The following is a 1,799-nucleotide window of genomic DNA, read 5'->3' as shown; positions in this document are numbered from 1 at the left end:
GCACTCCGCCCCGACAACACCCAAGGCACCACCGGCAAGTCCACCGACGGCCGCTCCGCGACAACCACCGGCTCTACTGCGGGAGCCTCCTCGATGATCACGTGCGCATTCGTCCCACTGATCCCGAACGAAGACACACCCGCCCGACGCACACCCTCCACACGTCGCGGCCACCCACGCGACTCCGCCAGCAACTCCACCGCACCGGACTCCCAATCCACATGGGACGACGGCGCGTCAACGTGGAGAGTCCGTGGCAGCTGCTGCTCCCGCAGCGCCATGACCATCTTGATCAAACCCGCCACACCGGCAGCAGCCTGCGGATGGCCAATGTTCGACTTGATCGATCCCAGCCACAGCGGATCCTGACTGTCACGCCCTTGCCCGTACGTGGCCAGTAGCGCCTGCGCCTCGATCGGGTCACCGAGCGTCGTCCCCGTACCGTGCCCCTCGACCGCATCCACATCCGAGGGCGACAGACCCGCGTTCGACAAGGCCTGCCGAATCACCCGCTGCTGCGACGGACCATTCGGCGCGGTCAAACCATTCGACGCACCGTCCTGATTGACCGCGCTCCCCCGCACCACCGCCAACACCTGATGCCCTTGCCGCTGGGCGTCCGACAGACGCTCCAGCACCAGCACCCCAGCACCCTCGGCCCACCCCGTACCATCCGCCGCCTCCGCAAACGACTTACACCGACCATCGGCAGCCAGACCTCCCTGACGGGCAAACTCCAGGAAGATGCCCGGCGTGGCCATCACCGTGGCGCCGCCGGCAAGTGCCATCTCGCACTCCCCGGCACGCAGAGCCTGGCACGCCAAGTGCAGGGCCACCAGAGCCGACGAACACGCGGTATCCACCGACACCGCCGGACCTTCGAAGCCAAGCGCATAGGCAACCCGCCCCGAAGCGACACTGGGCGTGCTGCCAGTCAGCAGATATCCGCCCGTCTCATCTTCCGGGTCCAAAACGTACCCGCCATAGCCGCTTCCCGAGACCCCGGAGAACACCCCAGTATCCGAGCCTCGGAGCGACAACGGATCGATACCCGCCCGCTCCAGCGCCTCCCACGAAATCTCCAGCAGCAAGCGCTGCTGCGGATCCATGGCTAGAGCCTCACGCGGCGAGATCCCAAACAGCTCCGCATCGAACTCCGCAACGTCCTCGACAAAGCCACCGACCGTGGCGATGTCGGCCATCATCGGCACATCCCAGCCACGATCGGTAGGCAGTGGCGTGAAGCCCTCCCGCCCCGACGCGACCACATCCCACAATGCTTCGGGCGAGACAGCACCACCCGGATAGCGGCAGCCCATCCCGACGATCGCGATCGGCTCGTCCTCCGCACCCCGGGGCACAGAGCGCACAGGCTGCGCACTCTCCGCCACCTCTACCGCAGGGCCCAGCACCAGGGTTCGCAGGTTTTCGGCAAGGGCGGAGGGCGTGGGATGGTCGAACACCATCGTCACCGGCAGATTCAGCCCGGTCGCCGCATTCAGCCGATTACGCAGCTCCACCGCCGTCAGCGAATCAAACCCAAGATCCTTGAACGCCCGGTTCGCATCAACCGACGCCGCAGACGCATGCCCCAACACCGCCGCAATCTGCGACTGAACAAGATCAAGCAACACCCGCTCCTGCCCAACAGCCGACAACCCCCGCAAACGACGAACCAACGCCCCATCACCCCCAGCAACCCCCCGACCAGCAACACGCCGCTGCGACACCACCGGAACCAACGCCCGCAACACACTGGGCAAACTGTCACGGAACGCCGCCAACGACGCCGCCCTGAA

At 66.3% G+C, this 1,799-nt stretch carries 1 pseudogene; it reads right to left on the bottom strand.

From position 1 onward, the window contains the following. Positions 1–1,754, bottom strand: a pseudogene (locus JK363_RS41180) (type I polyketide synthase); the annotation flags it as partial. Positions 1,755–1,799: the final 45 nt, after the last annotated feature.

Source organism: Streptomyces coffeae, from assembly GCF_016741875.1.
In the GTDB taxonomy this organism is placed as follows: Bacteria; Actinomycetota; Actinomycetes; order Streptomycetales; family Streptomycetaceae; genus Streptomyces; species Streptomyces coffeae.
Note: the sequence above shows the minus strand (reverse complement) of the source record. Positions and strands in the feature narration are given on the sequence as shown.